General features: G+C 54.7%; 4 protein-coding genes and 1 pseudogene. 4 read left to right on the plus strand and 1 reads right to left on the minus strand.

Annotated features, from left to right (window positions below; all coding sequences use genetic code 11):
- Nucleotides 1-232: 232 nt before the first annotated feature.
- Nucleotides 233-1,069 (plus strand): EamA family transporter, encoded by an 837-nt coding sequence (locus tag UB23_RS00005; protein WP_045057342.1) that lies wholly within the window; start codon nucleotides 233-235, stop codon nucleotides 1,067-1,069.
- Here UB23_RS00005 and UB23_RS00010 read toward each other — a convergent pair.
- Complete coding sequence (locus UB23_RS00010; protein ID WP_045057343.1) at nucleotides 1,053-1,922, minus strand: LysR substrate-binding domain-containing protein; 870 nt, start codon at nucleotides 1,920-1,922, stop codon at nucleotides 1,053-1,055. The two genes, UB23_RS00005 and UB23_RS00010, sit on opposite strands and share 17 nt — an antisense overlap.
- 487 nt (nucleotides 1,923-2,409) lie before the next feature.
- On the opposite strand from UB23_RS00010, the gene UB23_RS00015 reads away from it, so the two are divergent.
- From UB23_RS00015 to UB23_RS00025, 3 genes and pseudogenes are all read left to right on the plus strand, one after another.
- Complete coding sequence (locus UB23_RS00015) at nucleotides 2,410-3,576, plus strand: 2-aminoethylphosphonate--pyruvate transaminase (RefSeq protein ID WP_045057344.1); 1,167 nt, start codon at nucleotides 2,410-2,412, stop codon at nucleotides 3,574-3,576.
- A gap of 272 nt (nucleotides 3,577-3,848) precedes the next feature.
- The gene (locus UB23_RS00020) at nucleotides 3,849-5,192 is read left to right on the plus strand and encodes an MFS transporter (protein ID WP_045057345.1); all 1,344 of its coding nucleotides are present in this window, start codon (nucleotides 3,849-3,851) and stop codon (nucleotides 5,190-5,192) included.
- Between the two features lie 39 nt (nucleotides 5,193-5,231).
- Nucleotides 5,232-5,394: pseudogene (locus tag UB23_RS00025) on the plus strand (phosphonoacetaldehyde hydrolase); the annotation flags it as partial.

Raw genomic sequence — 5,394 nt, forward strand, 5'->3', positions numbered from 1 at the left:
AGATGTGTATAAGAGACAGTCTCTGAAGCATCTGATTTCACTGCGAAAAAAAGCCTATGAATCCATAGGTCTTTTGCGCCTTAGGGCCCGCGCTGGGCCGGGCAGCTCGATTACCAACGACCTGATTCGAGATGGGTAAATCAGTTCTACTGATACCAAACCACCCAATAACCGATTGGATTGATGAGTTTGTGGTTGGCATGCTGGCGGCTTTCCTGGAGTGAGCCACCCCATGTCCGACGCCAATCTGGCCACATTGCTGGTACTGATTTCTGCTTTCATGCACGCCAGTTGGAACGCCGTAGTCAAATCCAGCACCGATCGACTATCCTCGATGGCAATGGTCGACAGTGTCGCGTTTATTGTCGCGTTGATCGTCTTGCCCTTTGTCGAGGCACCTGCAGTGCCGGTATGGGGGCTGATTGGGCTGTCCGTGGCGGTCAACCTGTTCTATCGCTACTTCTTGATCAGGGCTTACCACTTTGGCGATTTCGGCCAGGTGTACCCACTGGTTCGCGGTTTGCCACCTTTGCTGGTGGTGGTGTTTGCGACCCTGTGGCTGGGGGAGACCTTGTCACCGCTGGGCTTGACTGGCGTGGTTATCTTGTCGCTCGGGGTTCTTAGCCTGTTACGCGTGACAGAACAGTGGCAGGCGCCCCGTAATGCTTTGGCCGCTGGCGTTTGTGTGGCCTTGTACACGGTCATTGATGCTCAAGGGGTGCGGAGCGCTCAGGGAGTGCTTTCTTATCTGGTGTACTTCACCTTGATACTTAGCGTGCCGATCCCGCTTTTTGCCGCGAAGCGTCGGCGCCAGGCGCTGCTCCAGCATGTGCAGGGCCATTGGCGAATGTCGGTGTTTGGTGGGCTGACTTACTGCGCAGCATATGCCCTGGTGCTCTGGGCGATGACTCTGGAGAACGTGGCGAAAATCGCCGCATTGCGCGAGAGCAGTGTGATCATCGGCGCGGTAATTGCCACGCTCCTGTTCAAAGAGCCATTCGGTCGCCGTCGATTGATTGCCGCCGTTGCCGTTACTTTGGGTATTGTGCTGATCAAGTTCGCCGCTTGACGAAGCGTTTTTGCGCCACTTGCAGGAAATCGTCAATCAGACGTGCAGCGCGTCGCTCTTTCAGGCAGTAGAGAAACTCGTCGAGCAAGGTGGCTTGATGAATCGTCACGATGCGTAACTCCTGACTGTCAGGCACTTCGTTGCGAGCAATGATGCTCACCCCGATGTTACGCAGCACCGCCTCCCGAATGGCCTCCCGGCTGCCAATCTCGATGACGTTCTCAAGCTTGATCTGGGCTTGTACAAGCATGTCTTCAGTAAGTTGGCGGGTGTGAGAGCCGTGTTCCCGCATGAGCACACAATGATGTTCGATAGAGCTTAGAGAGATGCGGCTCTGGTTCGCCAGCGGATGGCTTCGATGAGCTACCAGTACCAACGGATCTTGCCCCAATGGCAGACAAAACAGTCGCGGGTCAGTCAGCTGCTGAGAGGACGTCACCAGATCGACCCGGTACTCATCCAGCGCATTAATCATCTGTTGTGAGTTGCCCAACTCCAGACTGACTTGCACTTCATGCTGTTCGCGAAAAGCTTTTAACAAATCCAGGATGTAGTAGGGCGCGGTGGCACCGATGCGAAGTTTCCCGGCTTTGCTGCTGGCGTTGGTCAAAAAGAATTCGATGTTCAAACCATGGGAGATCATCGGCTTGATCAGTGGCAATAACCGGGTACCGGTCTCGCTGAGAGTCAGACGCCTGCCACCCCGATAAAAAAGCTCGACTGCAAACTGACTTTCCAGCTGGCGAATCTGGTTGGTCACCGTGGGTTGGCTCAGCCCCAGCTTCCTGGCGGCGAGGGTCACGCTGCCTAATTGGGCAACCATGTAGAAAGCTTTGAGTTCCGATTCAAGCATTATTCGCGCTCTGGCTTTAGGTCGACCCGGTCGAATAGGCCAGGAAGTCAGCAGCTATCTTAAGCCCTGAGTTTGAGTTGTGCATACGCCTGATCACTTGGGACACGCTTAGTGTGATGTCGACGATGACATTCGCAGGTAGGTCGCTCAAATCGGTTGCTCCAGGGTCCGCATCGGAAAAACCAATACCAAAGATGAGAGTCGATCATTACGGCACCAGACAACAGCGTCTAGCGACCTTATCGCGCAGAAGACCTATGGATTCATAGGTAATTTTGCGCTGCGGAATTCGATGCTTTCTCACCAGAAAATTTATCCTATCTCATTGTCTTTACTGACTATTAACAAACATTGATTTCGAGCGGATGAGCGCTGAATTCATTATCGGGCTGTTTTTTTCAGTTTTCTGTTTACCGGTCATTTTTCTGCGTGATAAATCAAATCCAAGGCATCACTCCTCACAACAACAAAACCGCCGGAGAAGATCATGACCAAAGCCGAGTTCCCGATGACCCAGCCACTGGCAAAACCTGCTCTGGGTGAACCTTACCTGCTGACACCGGGCCCCCTGACCACCTCCAAAGCGACCAAGGAAGCCATGCTTCGCGATTGGGGTTCATGGGATGGTGCCTTCAACCAAGTCACCGCCGAAGTTCGCCAGAACCTTCTTGGCATGGCAGGGGTGCAGGACGACAGTTTTGCTTGCGTACCGCTCCAAGGTAGCGGTAGCTATTCAGTAGAGGCGGCGCTGGCCACCGCCATCCCGCGTGATGGCAAAGCGCTGGTGCTGATGAATGGCGCTTATGGCCAGCGCGCCACCAAAACGCTGGAATACCTTGGCAGGGCATACATCACTTTAGACAAGGGTGACTACCTGCCGCCGCAGCCTGATGAAGTTGATGCTCTGCTCAAATCAAATCCGGATGTGACCCACGTCTTTCTGGTCCACTGCGAAACCAGTTCCGGCATCCTCAACCCGCTGCGTGAGATTTCCGACGTGGTAAAGGCCCACGGTAAAAGCCTGATTATCGACGCCATGAGCACTTTCGGCGCTGTGCCGGTAACCGTCAAAGACATTGCCTTTGATGTGCTGGTGTCTTCGGCCAACAAATGCATCGAAGGTATTCCTGGCTTCGGCTTCGTGATCATCCGCCGCTCGGTATTGGAGACTGCAAAGGGCCGAGCCAACTCCCTGTCCCTGGACCTCTACGAGCAGTGGGTGTACATGGAGCGCACCGGTCAGTGGCGCTTCACTCCGCCAACTCACAGCGTGGTGGCCTTCCATAAAGCCCTCGAACAGCACGCGCTCGAAGGCGGTGTGCATGGTCGTCTGGCGCGCTACACACGCAACCGTGACGTCCTGGTAAGTGGCATGCGTGAACTCGGATTCCGCACCCTGCTGGAAGACTGCTGGCTGTCGCCGATCATCACCACATTCTTCTGCCCCGAGCACCCGAACTTCCAGTTCATGCATTTCTATGAAGAACTCAAGACCCGCCAATTCATCATCTACCCGGGCAAGCTGACCGAGGCTGAAAGCTTTCGCATCGGTTGCATCGGACAGATCGACGAATACATCGTCCACCAGCTTCTACGCGCCATTGCCGACAGCCTCGTGGCAATGGGCGTGGACATGCCAAAACCAGCAACCTGATCGACCCCTTTCAAGATCCCTGTCGATTCGAGCATCGGTGCAATGGGTAGCACCCTTGGATAGGGGTCTTTTTTAAGCATGGATTCGGTGACTTACCGCTTGGCAACGCCGAGCAGAAGTCAGCGATCGCGGCAAATTAATGCTTGAAGCCTGACGCCATCCTCATGGTCATCTTTTCGATGGTGTGTGCTTGGACAGGACTTCTGCACCGAAAACAAAAACAAAAACCAATTAATTGCGCTGTCTGGCACCTCATACGGGATCAGAACACCATGAACAAAAACACCACAGGCCCGCTCGCAAGTGGCTGGAAATCCCTCCACCGTTGGCGCGTGCAGGTTTTCCTAATTACCTGGTTGGCCTATGCCGCCTTCTATTTCACCCGCAAAGCGTTCTCTGTCGCCAAGCTTGGTATTGGCGAGGACCCGAGCTTCATGCTCGAAAAGTCCATGATGGCCAACCTCGACGCCCTCTATCTGACTGCTTATGCCGCAGGCCAGTTTCTATGGGGCAATTTCGCTGACCGCTTCGGACCGCGGATCGTTGTCCTTAGTGGCCTGGTTATATCGGCTGTGGCGGCACTGCTCATGGGCACCTACGCCACGTTACCGATATTCGTATCCTGCATGCTGATACAGGGCCTTGCACAGTCCACCGGTTGGTCAGGCCTATGTAAGAACCTTGGCAGTTTCTTCAGTACTGGCGAACGTGGCCGCGTAATGGGTTATTGGTGCACCTGTTACGCCTTTGGTGGTCTGGTAGCAACGCCATTTGCCGGTTGGTGGGCCTACAACTTGTACCACGACTGGCGCATAGCGTTCATCAGCAGCGCTGCTGTGGTGCTAGTGGTGGCAGTGTTGTTCTTTTTCCTGCAGCGCAACAGGCCGGAAGACGTAGGTCTGCCTCCAGTCGAGATCGAGCTAGAACCTGTCAGCAACGTCATCGTTCCACGCGAGAGCATGTGGGCGGGCTTGCGTACCGTCATGAAAAATCGAACCGTGCTGGTTCTGGGCCTTGCCTATTTCATGCTTAAACCCGCGCGCTACGCCATTCTCTTATGGGGTCCGGTAATCATTTACGAACGCATGCCTGAAATTGGCAAAGTTGCGTCCGCGATTGTACCTACCGCTTTTGAACTGGCCGGGCTGGTAGGCCCAATCCTTATCGGTATTGCCTCAGATAAGTACTTCGGCGCTCGTCGTATGCCGGCCTGTGTCCTCAGCCTGGTTGTCCTCACGGTCTGCTTAGGGTTGTTTGTTCCTGCAATGCAGAGCGGCAGTCTCTACATGGTGGTCGGCCTGCTGTTCATGATGGGCCTGACACTCTATGGGCCGGACTCGATGATCAGCGGCTCGGCGGCCATTGATTTCGGTAGCAAGGACGGAGCGGCCTCATCCGCAGGTTTCGTCAACGGTTGCGGTTCGATAGGGGCAATCCTTGGCGGCTTGCTGCCCGGTTACTTCGACACAATTACCGTATTTCTGGTGTTCACCGGCGCTGCACTGTTGGCCAGCTTGATGTTGATTCCGTTCTGGAACAGCCGTCCGAAAACAGTGGAAAAACAACAGTCAGTCTCGATGCCCGTACAACCGGTCGTTGTCGGCACCAACCCTTGAACTTGTAGTCACCTCATACCTTTTGCTGGAGCGATCATCATGAATTACAAACAACCCGATCAACTGCAAGCCGTGGTTCTGGACTGGGCGGGCACCGTTGTTGATTTCGGTTCCTTTGCCCCGACGCAGATCTTTGTCGAGGCTTTCGCCGAGTTTGGCGTCGCTGTCTCTCTGGAAGAAGCCCGCGGCCCGATGGGCATGG

It is taken from the genome of Pseudomonas sp. ES3-33, assembly GCF_000952175.1.
GTDB classification, from domain to species: domain Bacteria; phylum Pseudomonadota; class Gammaproteobacteria; order Pseudomonadales; family Pseudomonadaceae; genus Aquipseudomonas; species Aquipseudomonas gregormendelii.

Coding starts and splice junctions, on each gene's coding strand:
- UB23_RS00005 (WP_045057342.1), top strand. CDS start 233: ATGTCCGACGCCAATCTGGCCACATTGCTGGTACTGATTTCTGCTTTC.
- UB23_RS00010 (WP_045057343.1), bottom strand. CDS start 1,922: ATGCTTGAATCGGAACTCAAAGCTTTCTACATGGTTGCCCAATTAGGC.
- UB23_RS00015 (WP_045057344.1), top strand. CDS start 2,410: ATGACCAAAGCCGAGTTCCCGATGACCCAGCCACTGGCAAAACCTGCT.
- UB23_RS00020 (WP_045057345.1), top strand. CDS start 3,849: ATGAACAAAAACACCACAGGCCCGCTCGCAAGTGGCTGGAAATCCCTC.